The sequence below is a fragment of the Microbacterium ulmi genome (assembly GCF_011759705.1).
Classification (GTDB): Bacteria; Actinomycetota; Actinomycetes; order Actinomycetales; family Microbacteriaceae; genus Microbacterium; species Microbacterium ulmi.
Map to the genome: position 1 here is coordinate 187611 of NZ_JAAOZF010000002.1, position 16138 is coordinate 203748.

Annotated in this window: 16 protein-coding genes; 9 read left to right on the forward strand and 7 right to left on the reverse strand. The window is 70.5% G+C overall.

Translation table 11 applies throughout. The annotated features are described in order from the left end of the window. Window positions 1–37: 37 nt before the first annotated feature. Window positions 38–676: a phosphoserine phosphatase SerB gene (gene serB, locus FHS08_RS13500; RefSeq protein WP_167040246.1), complete on the reverse strand. Its 639-nt coding sequence runs from the start codon at window positions 674–676 to the stop codon at window positions 38–40. Between the two features lie 106 nt (window positions 677–782). Next, window positions 783–2024: a glucose-1-phosphate adenylyltransferase gene (glgC, locus tag FHS08_RS13505; protein WP_167040249.1), complete on the reverse strand. Its 1242-nt coding sequence runs from the start codon at window positions 2022–2024 to the stop codon at window positions 783–785. A gap of 46 nt (window positions 2025–2070) precedes the next feature. On the opposite strand from glgC, the gene glgA reads away from it, so the two are divergent. The 3 genes from glgA to FHS08_RS13520 all read left to right on the forward strand — a co-directional run bounded on the left by glgA (window position 2071) and on the right by FHS08_RS13520 (window position 4428). Continuing rightward, a complete protein-coding gene (gene glgA / locus FHS08_RS13510) occupies window positions 2071–3264 on the forward strand; it encodes a glycogen synthase (protein WP_167040251.1) in 1194 nt (397 codons plus the stop codon). Between the two features lie 10 nt (window positions 3265–3274). After that, window positions 3275–4060 carry an ABC transporter ATP-binding protein gene (locus tag FHS08_RS13515; RefSeq protein WP_167040253.1) on the forward strand — a complete coding sequence of 262 codons (786 nt, stop codon included), beginning with the start codon at window positions 3275–3277 and terminating at the stop codon, window positions 4058–4060. 107 nt (window positions 4061–4167) lie between these two features. Then, a complete protein-coding gene (locus tag FHS08_RS13520) occupies window positions 4168–4428 on the forward strand; it encodes a type B 50S ribosomal protein L31 (RefSeq protein WP_167040255.1) in 261 nt (86 codons plus the stop codon). Between the two features lie 59 nt (window positions 4429–4487). On the opposite strand, the gene FHS08_RS13525 is transcribed toward FHS08_RS13520, so the two are convergent. Then, window positions 4488–5204 carry an exonuclease domain-containing protein gene (locus tag FHS08_RS13525; protein ID WP_167040257.1) on the reverse strand — a complete coding sequence of 239 codons (717 nt, stop codon included), beginning with the start codon at window positions 5202–5204 and terminating at the stop codon, window positions 4488–4490. 59 nt (window positions 5205–5263) lie between these two features. Here FHS08_RS13525 and FHS08_RS13530 point away from each other — a divergent pair, with 59 nt between their 5' ends. Then, on the forward strand, window positions 5264–6163 hold the full coding sequence (locus tag FHS08_RS13530) for an alpha/beta fold hydrolase (RefSeq protein ID WP_167040259.1): 900 nt from the start codon (window positions 5264–5266) through the stop codon (window positions 6161–6163). Here the strand turns inward: FHS08_RS13530 and FHS08_RS13535 are convergent. Further along, complete coding sequence (locus tag FHS08_RS13535; protein ID WP_167040261.1) at window positions 6123–6677, reverse strand: CGNR zinc finger domain-containing protein; 555 nt, start codon at window positions 6675–6677, stop codon at window positions 6123–6125. The genes FHS08_RS13530 and FHS08_RS13535 overlap by 41 nt on opposite strands. A gap of 74 nt (window positions 6678–6751) precedes the next feature. Between FHS08_RS13535 and FHS08_RS13540 the strand changes: the two genes are divergently transcribed. Further along, window positions 6752–7723, forward strand: coding sequence for an EamA family transporter (locus FHS08_RS13540; RefSeq protein WP_167040263.1), 972 nt, complete (start codon window positions 6752–6754; stop codon window positions 7721–7723). 136 nt (window positions 7724–7859) lie between these two features. On the opposite strand, the gene FHS08_RS13545 is transcribed toward FHS08_RS13540, so the two are convergent. After that, window positions 7860–8336 carry an Lrp/AsnC family transcriptional regulator gene (locus FHS08_RS13545; protein ID WP_167040265.1) on the reverse strand — a complete coding sequence of 159 codons (477 nt, stop codon included), beginning with the start codon at window positions 8334–8336 and terminating at the stop codon, window positions 7860–7862. Between the two features lie 174 nt (window positions 8337–8510). Between FHS08_RS13545 and pdhA the strand changes: the two genes are divergently transcribed. From pdhA to FHS08_RS13560, 3 genes are read left to right on the forward strand one after another with little or no spacing between them, the layout of a single operon-like run. Beyond that, a complete protein-coding gene (gene pdhA / locus FHS08_RS13550; RefSeq protein WP_167040267.1) occupies window positions 8511–9641 on the forward strand; it encodes a pyruvate dehydrogenase (acetyl-transferring) E1 component subunit alpha in 1131 nt (376 codons plus the stop codon). Further along, window positions 9638–10648 carry an alpha-ketoacid dehydrogenase subunit beta gene (locus FHS08_RS13555; RefSeq protein ID WP_167040269.1) on the forward strand — a complete coding sequence of 337 codons (1011 nt, stop codon included), beginning with the start codon at window positions 9638–9640 and terminating at the stop codon, window positions 10646–10648. The genes pdhA and FHS08_RS13555 overlap by 4 nt, the downstream gene beginning before the upstream one ends. Further along, entirely contained in the window at window positions 10645–12012 is a 1368-nt protein-coding gene (locus FHS08_RS13560; protein ID WP_167040271.1) for a 2-oxo acid dehydrogenase subunit E2, read from the forward strand. The genes FHS08_RS13555 and FHS08_RS13560 overlap by 4 nt, the downstream gene beginning before the upstream one ends. Window positions 12013–12028: 16 nt before the next feature. On the opposite strand, the gene FHS08_RS13565 is transcribed toward FHS08_RS13560, so the two are convergent. Continuing rightward, window positions 12029–13801, reverse strand: coding sequence for an alkaline phosphatase family protein (locus tag FHS08_RS13565; RefSeq protein WP_167040273.1), 1773 nt, complete (start codon window positions 13799–13801; stop codon window positions 12029–12031). A 26-nt stretch (window positions 13802–13827) separates the two neighbouring features. Next, window positions 13828–14424, reverse strand: a complete 597-nt coding sequence (locus tag FHS08_RS13570) for an SACE_7040 family transcriptional regulator (RefSeq protein ID WP_167040275.1) — start codon at window positions 14422–14424, stop codon at window positions 13828–13830. A 106-nt stretch (window positions 14425–14530) separates the two neighbouring features. On the opposite strand from FHS08_RS13570, the gene FHS08_RS13575 reads away from it, so the two are divergent. Beyond that, complete coding sequence (locus FHS08_RS13575) at window positions 14531–16135, forward strand: carboxyl transferase domain-containing protein (protein ID WP_167040277.1); 1605 nt, start codon at window positions 14531–14533, stop codon at window positions 16133–16135. Window positions 16136–16138 lie beyond the last annotated feature (3 nt).

Consider the following 16138-nt stretch of genomic DNA (forward strand, 5'->3'; position numbering starts at 1 on the left):
ACTCGACGCTAGCCGCGGCATCCGACATCGTCGAGGCTCAGGGCAGGAGCGGGATGACCTCGCGCAGATCCACGGGACCGACCACGAGATCGGCGTGCGCACGCACCGTCGGCTTGGCGTTGAAGGCGAGGCCGAGGCCCGCGACCTCCATCATGCGGAGGTCGTTCGCGCCGTCGCCGATCGCGATCGTGCGTGCGAGCGGCACACCGGACGCGGCGGCCCACTCGCGCAGCGAGGCTGCCTTCCCCTGGGCGTCCACGATCTCGCCGTCCACGAGGCCCGTCAGCACGCCGTCCGAGACGACGAGGCGATTGGCCCTCCAGGTGTCCACGCCGAGGGACGGCGCGATCGTGTCGAGGATCTGGTGGAACCCGCCCGACACGACGCCGACCCTTCCGCCGCGCTCATGCACGGCATCCGTCAGCTCGCGCGCTCCGGGAGTCGGCTCGATGCGCGACAGCACCCGGGCGAACGCCGCGACGGGCACCCCCGCGAGCGCCCGCACGCGGGAGCGCAGGCTCGTCGCGAAGTCGACCTCGCCGCGCATGGCGGCCTCGGTCGCGGCGGCGACCTCGGGGCCGCGTCCCGCCTCGTCGGCGAGCAGCTCGATGACCTCGTTGCGGATCAGCGTGGAGTCGGCGTCGAGCACGACGAGGAAGCGGGGGGTCGCGAGCACTCCTCTACGCTAGCGGCGCGCCGGGGCATCCCCCGACGGGAGCCGGGCACCCGCCGGCGAGCGTCACCGAGTCCTCGCGGGGACCCGTGATCGGGATCTCGGGCGGTCAGTCGACGTGCACGCCCTTGCCGACGACTGTGATCCCCGTGTCCGTCACGGTGAACCCGCGCGCGAGGTCGAGCTCGCGGTCGACGCCGACGGTCGCACCCGGCGCGAGGACGACGTTCTTGTCGAGGATCGCGCGGTGGACGCGGGCCCCGGCGCCGAGGCGCACGTGGTCGAACAGGACCGAGTCCGTGATCGTGGAACCGCCCCCGGAGAGGGTCCACGGACCGACGACGCTGCGCTCGAGATGCGTGCCGGACAGCACGGAGCCGAGCGACACGATGGAGTCGATCGCATTGCCCATGCGACCCACGCCGTCGCGCACGAACTTCGCGGGCGGCGAGTTGACCGTCTGCGAATGGATCGGCCAGTCGGTGTTGTAGAGGTTGAAGATCGGGAGGGTCGAGATGAGATCCATGTGGGCGTCGAAGAAGGACTCGATCGTTCCGACGTCGCGCCAGTAGGACCGGTCGCGATCCGTCGAGCCGGGGACGTCGTTGCGCTTCATGTCGTACACGCCGGCCTCGCCGCGACCGACGAAGTAGGGGATGATGTCGCCGCCCATGTCGTGGTTGGACGTCGGCAGCTCACCGTCGTTCTCGACCGCCTCGATGAGCGCGTCCGCGCCGAAGATGTAATTGCCCATCGAGGCGAGCACCTCGTGGGGGCTGTCGGCGAGACCCTGCGGGCTCTGCGGCTTCTCGAGGAACTCGTCGATCTTGGAGGGGTCCTTCTCGTCCACCGCGATGACGCCGAACTGGTTGGCGAGCGAGATGGGCTGGCGGATGCCGGCGACCGTCGCACGCGCGCCCGAGTCGATGTGCGCCGAGAGCATCTGGCGGAAGTCCATGCGGTAGACGTGGTCGGCGCCGATGACCACGACGATGTCGGGCTTCTCGTCGTTGATCAGGTTGAGGCTCTGCAGGATCGCGTCGGCCGATCCCGAGAACCAGCGCTTGCCGAGCCGCTGCTGAGCCGGCACCGACGTCACGTACGAGTCCAGCAGCGCCGACATGCGCCACGTCTGGGAGATGTGCCTGTCGAGGCTGTGCGACTTGTACTGGGTGAGCACGACGATCTGGCGGAGACCGGAGTTGATGAGGTTGGAGATCGCGAAATCGATCAGACGGTACTGGCCGCCGAACGGGACCGCGGGCTTTGCGCGGTCCGCTGTGAGCGGCATGAGACGTTTGCCCTCGCCGCCGGCGAGGATGATTCCGAAGACCTTCGGCGCTGCAGGCATGGCACCACATTATGCCGGGTCGAGGGCGTGTACTAGCGTTCGAGGCATGCGCGTCGACATCATCACGAAGGAGTATCCGCCGGAGATCTACGGGGGTGCCGGCGTTCATGTCACCGAGCTCGTGAAGGCGCTGCGCGCTTCGATCGACGTGCAGGTGCGCGCCTTCGGCGCGGCGCGCGACGAGGACGGCACCACGTCGTACGGCGTGCCGGCCGAGCTGTCGGCGGCCAACGCGGCGGTGCAGACGCTCGGGACGGACCTCGAGATCGTGACGGATGTCGCGGGCGCCGACGTCGTGCACAGCCACACCTGGTACGCCAACTTCGCCGGCCACCTCGCGTCGCTGCTGCACGGCATCCCGCACATCGTGACGGCGCACTCCCTCGAGCCCCTGCGCCCGTGGAAGGCCGAGCAGCTCGGCGGCGGCTACGCCGTGTCGAGCTGGATCGAGAAGATCGCGTACGAGGGCGCAGCCGCGGTCGTCGCCGTCAGCGACGGCATGCGCAGGGACATCCTGCGCAGCTACCCGGCACTCGACCCCGACAAGGTGCGCGTCGTCTACAACGGGATCGACGTGCAGGCGTGGCGGCCCGTGGAGAATCCGGAGCTGCTCGCGCGGCTCGGGATCGATCCCACGAAGCCGTCCGTCGTCTTCGTCGGCCGCATCACGCGCCAGAAGGGGCTCCCGTACTTCCTCCGCGCGGCGGAGAAGCTGCCCGCCGGCGTGCAGCTCGTGCTGTGCGCGGGAGCGCCCGACACGCCCCAGATCATGCAGGAGGTCCAGGGCCTCGTCCGCGAGCTCCAGCAGTCGCGCGAGGGCGTCGTGTGGATCGACGAGTTCCTTCCGCGCGACTCGCTGTGCGCGATCCTGTCGGCCGCGACGACGTTCGTGTGTCCCTCCGTGTACGAGCCCCTCGGCATCGTGAACCTCGAGGCCATGGCGTGCGGCGCCGCCGTCGTCGGGACGGCGACGGGGGGGATCCCCGAGGTCGTAGTCGACGGTGTGACCGGCCGGCTCGTGCCGATCGAGCAGGTGCAGGACGGCACGGGCACGCCCATCGACCCGGAGAGGTTCGTCGACGACCTGGCCCGCATCCTGACCGAGGTCGTCAGCGACCCCGCGAAGGCCGCCGAGTACGGCGCGGCGGGCCGTGCGCGGGCCGCGAGCGATTTCAGCTGGCAGAAGATCGCGGACGCGACGGCGGCGCTGTACGCGGAGGTCGCCGCCGTGGGCCGATAGGCTGGGCGGCATGCCGCAGGTGCTCCAGTTCTCCGACGTCGTCGTCCGCAGGAACGCCAGGGACATCGTCGACAGGCTCTCGTGGTCGGTGAGCGACGATGAGCGCTGGGTCATCCTCGGGCCCAACGGCGCAGGCAAGACGACTCTCCTTCAGCTGGCCGACACGCTCCTGCATCCGACGTCCGGCGTCGTCGAGATCCTGGGGGAGCGGCTCGGCCGCACCGACGTCTTCGAGCTGCGGCCGCGCATCGGCTTCGCGTCGTCGGCGATGGCGCGACGCGTGCCGCCCGAGGAGACCGTGCTCGACGTCGTGCTGACGGCGGCGTTCTCCGTGCTCGGGCGCTGGAACGAGCACTACGAAGACATCGACGAGCGTCGCGCCCTGCGCGTGCTCGCGCAGTGGAAGCTCGACCACCTCGCCGATCGCACGTTCGGCACGCTCTCGGACGGCGAGCAGAAGCGCGTGCAGATCGCGCGCGCCGTCATGACCGACCCCGAGATCCTCCTGCTCGACGAGCCGACGGCGAGCCTCGACCTCGGGGCGCGTGAGGAGCTGCTGGAGCTGCTGGGCGGTTACGCGCAGGCGCCGACGACTCCGGCGATGATCATGGTGACGCACCACGTCGAGGAGATCCCGGTCGGCTTCACGCATGTCCTGCTCCTGCGCGAAGGCCGTGTCGTCGCTGCGGGGCCGATCGCCGAGACGCTCACGGCCGAGAGCCTCACCGAGACGTTCGGGCTGCCGATCCGACTGTCGTCGGAGGATGGCCGCTACGCCGCGCGCGCGACCTCCTGATTCCGCGTCTCGCCCGGAGCCTGATAGAATCGCTCTTTGGTGCACTCGCACCGCAGACTTTTGACCGTCCTGGCAAAATCCAGGACACCACTCCCTAGAGGATCACCATGAAGACTGACATCCACCCCGGTTACCAGGCCGTCGTGTTCCGCGACCTCGGCTCGGGCGAGACCTTCCTGACCCGTTCGACGGTCACGAGCGACAAGACGATCGAGCTCGACGGCGTCGAGTACCCCGTCATCGATGTCGAGATCTCGTCGGCGTCGCACCCGTTCTACACGGGCAAGCAGCGCATCATGGACTCGGCCGGTCGTGTCGAGAAATTCAACCAGCGCTTCAAGAACTTCGGCTCCGGCTCCTCCAAGTAGGCTCGCAGCTTCCGGAAGGCCTCGCTTCGGCGGGGCCTTCCGTGCGTGCGCCGTGCGGCTCAGCGGATGGGCCAGCTACCGTCGACGCTGTCGTCGGGATCGAGCCTGCCGATGCGGATGAAGTACTCGGTGAGGCTCTCGGCCTGATCGCGCGCCCAGCCGATCTGACGCGTGTGCAGCTCGTGCGCCGTCGCCGGGAGCCACGGCGCGAACCGCTCCGCCAGGGCCTGCGCCACGCGCCCCGCGGCGACCGCGTCTGCCGAGGCGTCGTGCGCCCCGTCGAGCCGGACGGCGTAGTGCGCCGCGACGACTTCGAGGGTGCGCTTGCCCGGCCGATAGCGGTCGAGTCGCTTGTCGACGACGAGCGGGTCGATCACGGGAGAAGGCGCGAGGATCGGCTCGACGCCGTGGCGGAGCGCCTCGTTCTTGAGGAGTGAGAAGTCGTACGGCGCGTTGTAGGCGACGACGGGGATGCCGGCATCCAGCAGGGCGCGCAGCGCCGCCACCACCTCCCCGACGACGTCGCGCGCACTCCGCCCCTGTGAGCGAGCGCGGGCGGTCGTGATGCCGTGCACGGCGGTGGCCCCCTCGGGGATCTCGACGCCCGGGTCGGCGAGCCAGTCGCGGGAGCGGATGACGGAGCCCGCCGCGTCGAGCAGGCCGACGTGCGCCGTCACGACGCGATCGACCGTGACGTCGACCCCGGTCGTCTCGAGGTCGAAGACGCCGATGACGCGCGTCCACTCCGGCGTGTCGAAGAGCGGGAGCTGATCCATGCCGCTCACGGTATGCGAGAGCTCGGACGTCCCTCAGAGGCGCTCCGTAGACTCGACGCATGCCCGTCGCGAACCCCTACGCCGAACTGCTCGCCGTCGTCCCCGTCGAGCGACGCGAGGTCGGTGTGCTCGGCGGCACCACGGCGTACTGGGTGTACGGACCGGCGGACGCAGAGACGACGGTCCTGGCGGTGCACGGGTTCCGCGGAGAGCACCACGGTCTCGAGCCCGTCGTCGCGCAGCTGCCGGAGATCCGGGTCGTCATGCCCGACCTGCCCGGCTTCGGCGAGACGGCCCCCATCCCCGGCCGCACGCACGATCTCGAGCTGTACGCGCAGTGGCTCACGGCGTTCGCGGTGGAGGTCGCGCCGGGCGCGGTCGTGCTGGGGCACTCGTTCGGATCGATCGTGGCGTCCGCCGCCGTCGCGGGCGGTCTGCCGACGCCGAGGCTCGTGCTCGTCAACCCGATCGGCGCCCCGGCGCTCGAGGGGCCGCGCGGCATCCTGACGCGCCTCGCGGTCTTCTACTACTGGGCCGGCGCGAGGCTGCCGCGCGCCGTGGGGGAGGCGCTCCTGCGCAGCCGCGTCATCGTGCGCGCCATGAGCGTCTCGATGTCGAAGACGAAGGATGCCGGCATCCGTCGCTTCGTGCACGATCAGCACGACACGTACTTCTCGCGCTTCGCCGACCGCGATGTGCTGCACGACGCGTTCGTGACGAGCGTCTCCCACGACGTGCGCGCCTTCGCACCGAGCATCGCTCAGCCGACGCTGCTGGTCGCCGCGGTTCAGGACGACATCACCCCCATCGAGGCGGAGCGGCGGCTCGCGACGCTCTTCCCGAGCGCGGAGCTCGTCGAGATCGAGGGCGTGGGGCACCTCATCCACTACGAGACGCCCGCGCCCGCCGCGTCCGCGATCAGGCGGTTTCTCGCGCCTTCCGCCGACGGTACGCGTTGACGTTCATGCGGTTGCCGCAGTTGCCGGTGTCGCAGTAGCGCTTCGACCCGTTGCGCGAGTAGTCGATGTAGACGCTGTCGCAGTCTGACGCCTCGCAGACGCGGACTCGGTCGTACTCGCCGGCGCGGATGACGTCGACGAACGCCATCGCGGCCTCCACGAGGATGCGCGTCGCCAGCGGAGCGTCGTCGCTCGTCGCATGGACGTGCCAGTCGTATCCGTCGTGCCGGACGAGCCGGGGCAGCGCGTGGCCGTCGGCGAGCATCTCGTTGACGAGCGGGACGGCGCCGTCGCGGTCGACGTCCCACAGGGCGCGCAGTCGGCGGCGGATGCCGCGGATCGCGGTGAGCTCGTCCCGATCGCGGCGGATGAGCCCTGTGTACGGATTGGCCGATAGGTAGGCGTCGAGGTCGTCGAGCGTCTCGAGCCGGTCAGGATCGTCGTACCCGGGCAGCGTGTTGACGAGGTCCGTGGCCGCCATGAGTGAGCGCCGCGTGTCATGAATGAAAACCACGTTGACTCCTGACATCCGCGTCCATTAGTGTCACCAGTGTAAGCACTTTCGCCCCTGACAGCCGGATGCCGCCCATGACCGCCCGCGTCGCCGTCCTCCCCGTCGACTCCGCACCGCGCGTGCGCACCACGGGGCTCGTCCTGGCCGTCGCGTCCGCGCTCGCATTCTCGTCGAGTGGGCCGCTGGTCAAGCCGCTCCTGGAGGCCGGGTGGTCGCTCGGAGCGGCGCTGCTCGTCCGCATGGGCGTGTCCGGGCTGCTGCTCTCACCCGCGCTGGTGCTCGCGATGCGCGGCGAGCGGCGGTTCCTGCGGCGCCGGTGGCGCCTCATCGCCGGGTTCGGGCTGACGGCGGTCGCGGGATGCCAGCTGCTGTTCTTCGCCGCGATGCAGCGGATGCCCGTCGCCGTCGCGCTGCTCATCCAGTACCTCGCACCCGTCCTCCTCGTCGGTCTCGCATGGATCCGGACACGCCGCGCACCGTCGCGGCTCGTCATCCTGGGCTCGATCGTCGCGATGGCCGGACTCGTGCTCGTCGTCGACGTCGCGGGCGCCCGGTTCGACCCTCTGGGCACCCTGTTCGCCCTCGGCGCCGCGATCTGCGTCGGCGCGTACTTCCTCATCTCCGAGCGCACGGGCGAAGACCTGCCGCCGCTCGCGCTGGCGGCGGGCGGCCTTCTCACGGGAGCCGTGCTCATGGCCGCACTGCTGGCCACCGGCATCCTTCCGTTCGCCGCACCGGCCGTCGACGTCGTGCTCGCGGGGATGACAGTGCCGTGGTGGATGCCGCTCCTGTGGGTCGCGGGCATCGCGACGACGCTCGGGTACGCCCTCGGAGTCGTCGCCGTGCCTCAGATCGGCTCGCGCATCGCGTCGTTCGTGGGATTGTCCGAGGTGCTCTTCGCCCTCGGGTTCGCGTGGCTCGTGCTCGCGGAGGTGCCTGCGCCGATCCAGTTCGTCGGCGGCGCGCTGATCCTCGTCGGCGTCGTGCTGGTCCGGCTGGCCGCGGACTCCGCGCCCGCCCGCGTGAAGGCTCTCACCCCGTCCTGATCGGGGCTGTCCCCATGTCTTTCGTCCAGCCCGTGGTCCCCGCGAGGACTCGCTGCGCTCGTCGGCGGCTACGCCGCGCCCTGTTCTTCTTGGTCGCGGGGGGTTCCCCGCGAGGACTCGCTGCGCTCGTCGGCGGCTACGCCGCGCCCCCGCGGGCCAGCTCCATGAGCGGGGTGACGCGGTAGCCGATGACCTCGCCCATCACGAGCGACGTCTCGGTGCGCTCGACGCCCTCGATCGAGAGGATGCGCGCGTCGGTGTCGAAGAGGTGCTGCGTGTCGCGGCAGGCGACGCGGACGAGGAGATCGATCTGCCCGCTGAGCCCGTGCACCTGCACGATCTCAGGCACTCGGATGAGCTCCGCCGTGATGCGCGGGAGCTCGACCTGCCGCACCGTGACGCTGATGAATGCCTCGATCGGAAAGCCCAGAGCAGAGGACGAGATCGCGCGCTCGTAGGAGAGGAACACCCCGGATCGCTCAAGGCGCCCCATGCGCGCCTGGACCGTGTTGCGAGAGAGCCCGAGCTTGTCGGCGAGAGCGACGACGGTGGCGCGCGGGTCGCCGGCGAGAGCGGCCAGCAGGTCGAGGTCGACGTGATCCAGGGAGGCCATAGTGCGAAAGAATAGCAGGTCTGATCGCGCTCTTCTTACGCAACATGCTCAAGGGATCCTGGCATGCTTGAGCTAGGTGTCAGACGGACGTAGTGTCGGCGTCGTCGGCGACGATGCCGGCGATCCACGATGATCTGCCTCACGAGGGCGGCTCTCACGAGGAGAGACGCGACGATGCACACCCTGACACCCCTGGCCGATCCCGCGACCGACGTCGACGACGTCGCGCGGCTCATCTCCGCGGAGGGCGAGCGCCTCGCGGACCCCGACCTCGACCCCTGGGTCGCCGACGTCGACGCGGAGGCGATGCGTGGCCTCTACCGTGACATGACCCTCGTCCGCAGGATAGACGCGGAGGGCATCGCACTGCAGCGCCAGGGCCAGCTCGGGCTCTGGGCGCCGTGTCAGGGGCAGGAGGGCGTGCAGGTCGGCACCGCCCGCGCGTTCCGCCGCGACGACTTCGTCTTCCCCAGCTATCGCGAGATCGGCGTCAACTTCGTCCGCGGCGCCGTGCCGGAGGACTTCGTGATCGCGTGGCGCGGTGAAGAGCACTCCACCTTCGATCCGTACGCCATCAACACCGCGACACCCCAGATCATCATCGGCGCGCAGGCGCTGCACGCCGTGGGGTACGCCATGGGCATCCAGCGCGACGGCGCCGACCAGGTCGCCGCCGCCTACTTCGGCGACGGCGCGTCGAGCCAGGGCGACGTCAACGAGGCGATGGTGTTCGCCTCCTCCTTCCGCGCCCCCGTCGTGTTCGTGTGCACGAACAACCAGTACGCGATCTCGGAGCCGGTGAGCGTCCAGGCGAGATTCCCCATTGCGGGACGTGCGCCGGGATTCGGCATCCCGAGCATGCGCGTCGACGGCAACGACGTCCTCGCGTGCCTCGCGGCCGCGCGCTGGGCCGTCGACCACGCACGGAGGGGAGAAGGGCCGGCGTTCATCGAGGCGGTGACCTACCGCATGGGCCCGCACACGACGTCGGACGACCCCACGCGCTACCGGGACAAGGAGGAGGTCGAGCGGTGGCGCAGGCGAGACCCGATCGTGCGGATCGAGGCCCTGCTGCGGAGTCGGGGAGAGTTCGACGACGCGTTCGCGGCCGCCGTCGCGCAGGACGCCGACGCCCTCGGCACCGCCGTCCGCGAAGCGACGCTCGGCGCGCGGACGCGCGAGCCCCTCACGGTGCTCGACAACGTGTACGCCGACCCGCACTCGGGGCTCGACGAGCAGCGCGAGCACTTCGCCGCGTATCTCGCGAGCTTCCAGGAGGCCGCCGAAGGGGAGACGGGGCGATGACCGAGCTCACGATGGCGAAGGCGATCAATCACGGTCTGCGCAGGGCGATGGCCGACGATCCCAAGGTCCTCGTCATGGGCGAGGACATCGGGCGGCTGGGTGGCGTGTTCCGCATCACCGACGGCCTCCTCGACGAGTTCGGGGCGCAGCGCGTGATCGACACGCCGCTCGCCGAGGCAGGGATCATGGGCACGGCCGTCGGCCTCGCGTTCCGCGGGTACCGTCCGGTCGTGGAGATCCAGTTCGACGGCTTCGTGTACCCGGCGTTCGACCAGATCGTCTGCCAGGTCGCGAAGCTGCACTACCGGACGAACGGGAACGTGCGGATGCCGATCACGATCCGCATCCCCTGGGCCGGCGGCGTCGGCGCGGCCGAGCACCACTCCGAGTCGCCCGAGGCGTACTTCGTGCACACATCGGGCCTGCGGGTCGTCGCCGTGTCGAATCCGCAGGACGCGTACACGATGCTCCGGCAGGCGATCGCGAGCGACGACCCCGTCGTCTTCTTCGAGCCGAAGCGGCTCTATCACGTCAAGGGCGACGTCGACCTCGACGCACACCTCGCGGACGCCGCTCCCATGGGTCTTGCGCGGGTCGCGCGCGAGGGCTCCGACGTCACGCTTCTGACGTACGGCGCACAGGTCGCGACGGCGATGGATGCCGCGACCGCCGCCGAAGACGAAGGCGTCTCCATCGAGGTCATCGACCTGCGATCGCTGTCGCCCGTCGACTACGGCACGGTCACGGCATCCGTCCGCAAGACGGGCCGCGTCGTCGTGACGCACGAGGCGGCGCGCGAGGCGGGCGTGGGCGCAGAGCTCGTCGCGAGCGTCACGGAGAAGTGCTTCCACTACCTCGAAGCCCCGCCCGCGCGCGTCACGGGGTACGACATCCCCTATCCGCCGGCGAAGCTCGAGAAGCATCATCTGCCCGACCTCGACCGCATCCTCGACGCCGTCGATCGCGTCATGGATCGGCCGAACAGCCTCTCGGGGGTGAGCTCGTGATCGAGGAGTTCCGCCTTCCCGACCTCGGCGAAGGCCTGCCCGAGGCCGAGCTCGTGCAGTGGCTCGTGGAGGAGGGCGACACCGTGGCCCTCAACCAGACGATCGCCGAGGTCGAGACCGCGAAGGCCGTCGTCGAGCTGCCGTCCCCGCACGCCGGGGTCGTGGCGAGGCTGCACGCGCAGGCGGGCGACGTCGTCGCCGTCGGATCGGCGCTCATCTCGTTCGACGTGCCGGTCGGTGCCGGAGAAGCCGCGCAGCCCGGCGCCGAGCGCGCGGGCGCGGCATCCTCCTCGGAGGAGAAGAGCCCGCCGAATCTCGTCGGGTACGGTGCGGCCCCGCGTGGAGCGGGGCGTCCGCAGCGTCGCGCGCGAGCGTCCGCTCCCGCTCGCGACGGGCGCACCGACACGGCCGTGCTGGAGGCGGCACCGCACGACGTCGTCCGACGGCTCGACCTCGCCGACCCGCCGCACGAGCGCCCGCGGTCGACGCCACCCGTGCGCAAGCTCGCGAAGGAGCTCGGCGTGGAACTCTCCCTCGTCGAGGGAACGGGCGCGTCGGGGCTCATCACACGCGCAGACGTGCAGGCGTTCGCCGAGCGGTTGGGGGCGCCCGCGCGCGCCGTGCCGGCGGCGCCTGCATCCCCGCGCGTGCTCGAGCCCCGCGAGCGCACGACGCGCACCCCGATCCGGGGCGTTCGCAACGCCACGGCGGAGGCGATGGTGCGCAGCGCCTTCACCGCACCGCACGTCTCGACGTTCCTGACGGTCGACGTGACCGCGACGACGGAGCTCATCGCCTCGCTCAAGGCCGATCGGGCACTTCACGGGCACCGGATCGGCATCCTCGCGATCGCGGCGAAGGCCGCGTGCCTCGCCCTGTCTCGCACGCCGAGCCTCAATGCGAAGTGGGATGCCGAGAGCGCCGAGATCGTCGAGCACCACTACGTCGACCTCGGCATCGCCGCGGCGACGCCGCGCGGCCTCGTCGTGCCCGTCATCCGCGATGCCGACGCGCTCACGCTGCCCGGGCTCGCAGACGCGATCGGCGCGCTCGCCGAGACGGCGCGATCGGGCAGGACCCCGCCTGCCGACATGATGGGCGGGACGTTCTCGATCACGAACGTCGGCGTCTTCGGCGTCGACGCGGGAACCCCGATCATCAACCCGGGCGAGGCAGGCATCCTCGCGCTCGGCGCCGTCCGCAGGCAGCCGTGGGAGCACAAGGGCGAGATCGCGCTGCGCGACGTGCTGACATTGAGCCTGTCGTTCGATCACCGCCTCGTCGACGGCGAGCAGGGCGCGCGGTTCCTCACCGACGTCGGCGGCATCCTCGCGGAGCCCGGTCGGGCGATGCTCCTGCGCTGAGGCGGCCGTCGCAGCGTCACGGCCGCTTCGGATAGAACAGTCCGAGCCCGTGCGCCCTGAGCACGCGGTATGCGTCGGCGTACGTCCTCGGGTCAGGCTCGCCCGGACGGCCGTACTTCGCGATCAGGAGGCCCAGCAGGCCCCGAGCCGGGGGACTGAGCGGCTTGTCCTTGTGCGGGCCGTTCTCGAGATCGGCGAGCTCGTCCTCGTCCGTGTTCGGGGGCACCCACATCGGGTGCACGATCGGCCACGTGCCGGGCTCGCGCGGCGCGTCGAGATTGACGACGGAGAACAGGTCACGCGCCGAGGCGTCGCGGCGGGTGAGGGGCTGGAGCCCGTGCAGGCGCGACAGCGTCGCGATGACGGCGCCGTGGTGGAGCTCGTCGTGGATGATCGTGCCGGCGCGCGTGTAGGCGGACACGGCGATCGCCGGCACGCGCACGCCGAGCCGGTCGAACCGGAAGCCCATCTCGCCCGGCTCGGCATCCTGAGCCTCCGGCGGCACCGCCGCGGGCGGAGGCACGTGGTCGTACGTGCCTCCGTGCTCGTCGAACGTGATGAGCAGGAGCGTGTTGCTCGCATTCGAGCCCGTCGTGTCGGCGCTCGTGCGGATCGCGTCGTACACGTCGGCGACGAGCTTCTCTCCGGCCCGCACGTCCGACACGGCGGAATCGAGCATGAGCTCGCCGCCCACCTCGCTCGCCTGGAACACGCCGAAGGGCGGGTGGAAGTCGTTGTGGTCGTAGATCATGCGCGGCTCGATGAAGGCGTAGGCGGGCAGAGCGCCGTTCCTCGCGTCGGCGTAGAAGTCGCTCATGTGCACGAAGTGGTCGGTGCGCCAGTACTTCTCGAGCGCGGGCGCGTGGAGCACGCCCGTGAGGGAGACGAGCTGGCGTTCGTCGAAGTACACCTTCCACGACAGCCCTGCTTCCTCCAGGCGATCGAAGAGCGTCGGGGCCGCAGGCGCGTCGAGCCACTTGCGGTAGCCGCGGCCGCCGAGGTTCGTCACGAAGCCGTGCGACGTCGAGGCGTGGAAGAACGACCTGTTGCAGTAGGTCTGCGACGGCACGGCGCAGAACCATGCGTCGAACACCGCGAACTCCCGCGCGAGCGTGGAGAGCACGGGAAGCTGCTCGGGCGAGAACCCGCCCATGATCTGCCCCACCTCCGCGTCGCCCGGAGCCCGCCCGTCCTCGAGCCTGCGGTAGTTGCTGCGGTAGTCCTGCAGGAATCCGCCCATCGTGGCCGCGGCGCCGGCCGGCGGTGCATTGAACGGCGTTCGCAGGGCGTCGAGCGCAGCCGACGCGTTGGAGGGCGGGTCGACGGTCTCGAACAGCTGAGTGTTGACGAACGGGTACTCCTCGCCGGGGTCGGGATCCGGGCTGCCCATGACCGCGTCGGTGGCTCCCGTGTAGACGTGTGCCGCGACCGTGAGTCCCGTGTCGTCGGTGTTCGCGTAGTCGCCGAAGGCGAGCCCGTCGAAGGACTCGCCCGTGGGAAGCGTCTGCGGCGTGTACAGCCAGCCGAGCAGATTGTCGAAGGAGCGGTTCTCGCCCATGAGCACGACGACGTGGTCGAACCCAGGTTCAATGCGTGCGGGCAGCGCCGGCAGGTCCGAGGTGCCCTCCCGGTATCCGACCGTGTGTCCGATGGATGCGCCCGCCGCGGCCCCCACGGCTCCGCCCGCGACGAAGCCTGCCGCCGTGAGTCCGCCGAGCTTGAGGAAGTCGCGCCGTGACGTCGGCTCGTCGGCACGCTCCTGGTCGCCGCTCGGTCGCTTGGTCGTCATGCTCGACCAGGCTAGCGATCCAGGGGTCAGGCCGTCAGTGCCGCGAGCGCCATCGACTCCAGGATGCCGCGCACGGCATCGTCGTCCGGGGCCCCCCGCAGGCCTCGCACGCTGTGCGGCGTCGAGTTGATGAGGCCGAAGCACGCGGACGCGCGGACCCGGAGGTCGCTGTCGGCCCGGCCGGGGTGGAGGCGCGAGAGGGCCGCCACCCAGAGCTCGGAGTACTCGCGCTGCAGGCGTCGCACGTCGTGGCGGTCCCGCTCGCCGAGACTCGCGAGATCGCGGTCCTGCACGCGGATGACGTCGGCGTCGGCGAGCGCGAAGTCCACGTGGAAGCGGACGAGGCCCTGCAGGGTCTGCAGGGACGCGGCATCCTGTGACACGACATCGCGGCCGCCGGCGAGAAGGCGCTCGCTGACCCCGACGAGGATCTCGCCGAGGAGCGCCTGCTTGTTCGCGAAATGCCGGTACACGGCGGGGCCCGACACGCCCACGGCGGCGCCGAGCTCTTCCAGGCTCACACCGCTGAACCCGCGTTCGGCGAACAGGCGGGCGGCCTCGCGCAGGAGGGCGGAGTGACGATCCGCCTTGGCTCGCGTGCGCTCCGTGACACCGCTTGTCATGTCAGTTAATCCTCGCTAACCTGAGATCTCGGTTAGTGAACACTAACCAGTGCGCTCGCGCGGGGACAACCCGGCGTGATGCGATCGTGACGTCGAGGGAGATGACATGACGGCACTCGCGACCTCCGCCGCTCGCGGCGACGTGTTCGAGCGCAGGCGCGACGCGCAGGCCGCGCTCGCGACGGAGCTGGGGGAGCGGCTGGCCGCGGCATCCCTCGGCGGGCCCGAGAGCGCGCGAGAGCGCCATGTCTCCCGAGGAAAGCTCCTGCCCCGGGACCGCGTCGCACGCCTTCTCGACGAGGGGAGCCCCTTCCTCGAGATCGCGCCGCTCGCCGCCGATGGACTGTACGGCGGCGACGCGCCCGCGGCGGGCGTCATCGCGGGCATCGGGCTCGTGCACGGCCGCCACGTCATGGTCGTGTGCAACGACGCGACCGTCAAGGGCGGCACGTACTACCCGCTCACGGTCAAGAAGCACCTGCGCGCGCAGGAGATCGCGTTCGAGAACCGGCTGCCGTGCGTCTACCTCGTCGACTCCGGCGGCGCGTTCCTGCCCATGCAGGACGAGGTCTTCCCCGATCGCGATCACTTCGGGCGCATCTTCTTCCACCAGGCGCGGCTGTCGGCCGCAGGCATCCCGCAGATCGCGGCCGTGCTCGGATCCTGCACGGCAGGGGGAGCGTACGTGCCCGCCATGAGCGACGAGACCGTCATCGTGCGGGACCAGGGCACGATCTTCCTCGGCGGCCCGCCGCTCGTGAAGGCCGCGATCGGCGAGATCGTGACGGCGGAGGAGCTCGGCGGTGGCGAGCTGCACGCACGGCGCTCCGGCGTCGTCGACCACCTCGCAGAGGACGACGAGCATGCGCTCGAGATCGTCCGCGACATCGTCGCGACCCTGCCGCAGCCGCTCGACCCCGCGTGGGAAGTGGCTCCGTCGGTCGCCCCGGCGGTCGACCCGACCGACCTGTACGGCGTCGTGCCGGTCGACGTCTACCAGCCGTACGACGTGCGCGAGGTCATCGCGCGGCTCGTCGACGCGAGCGACTTCCACGAGTTCAAGCGCGAGTACGGCCAGACCCTCGTGACGGGCTTCGCGCGCCTGCACGGCCACCCCGTCGGGATCGTGGCGAACAACGGCGTGCTGTTCAGCGAGTCGGCTCTCAAGGGTGCGCACTTCATCGAGCTGTGCGATCAGCGCGGCATCCCCCTGCTGTTCCTCCAGAACATCTCGGGCTTCATGGTGGGGCGGGATGCCGAGGCCGGAGGAATCGCGAAGGACGGCGCCAAGATGGTCACGGCCGTCGCGACGACCCGCGTGCCCAAGCTGACGGTCGTCATCGGCGGGTCGTTCGGCGCGGGCAACTACTCGATGTGCGGGCGGGCGTACTCGCCGCGGTTCCTGTGGACGTGGCCGGGCAGCCGCATCTCGGTCATGGGCGGCCTGCAGGCGGCATCCGTGCTCTCGACGGTCAAGCGCGACCAGCTCGAAGCCCGCGGCGAGGAGTGGTCGGCAGAGGATCAGGCGGCGTTCGAGGCGCCCATCCGCGCGCAGTACGAAGAGCAGGGCAACCCCTACTACGCGACCGCGCGGCTATGGGACGACGGCGTCGTCGACCCGCTCAAGACCCGCGATCTCCTGGGACTCGCGCTCGACGTCGTCGCCCGCACGCCGCTGCCCGACCCGCGCTTCGGCGTCTTCCGGATGTAACCG